This is a genomic window from Caballeronia grimmiae (assembly GCF_000698555.1).
GTDB classification, from domain to species: domain Bacteria; phylum Pseudomonadota; class Gammaproteobacteria; order Burkholderiales; family Burkholderiaceae; genus Caballeronia; species Caballeronia grimmiae.
Window position 1 is genome coordinate 1 of record NZ_JFHE01000155.1, and the last position, 334, is coordinate 334.

Here is a 334-nt window from a genome sequence, read left to right on the forward strand (position 1 = left end):
GGCCTGAATTCAACACATAAGTGCAACGCTCACCCCTGTATGCACTTCGTACGGCGTCTTCCAGCCCAAGCGCTTGCGCGGGCGTAGATTGATCCTCGCTACTGTCCGATTGACGGCTTCGACGGTCAGCTTGCTGAAGTCGCTGCCCTTGGGGAAATACTGGCGGAGCAGACCGTTGGTGTTTTCATTGGTGCCACGTTGCCAGGATGAATAGGGGTCTGCAAAAAAGACCTGGCACTGGCTCCGTAGCGCGATGCGTTCATGCCCGGCAAACTCCCTTCCGTTATCCAGCGTCAGCGTGTGAGCGGCATGGCCCTGAAGCATCAGATTGATC

At 56.9% G+C, this 334-nt stretch carries 1 protein-coding gene; it reads right to left on the reverse strand.

What is annotated here, in order from left to right; translation table 11 throughout:
- Positions 1 to 9 precede the first annotated feature (9 nt).
- Positions 10 to 334, reverse strand: a 325-nt coding sequence (locus BG57_RS31060; RefSeq protein WP_035971191.1) for an IS30 family transposase, incomplete at its 5' end; no start/stop codon positions are given.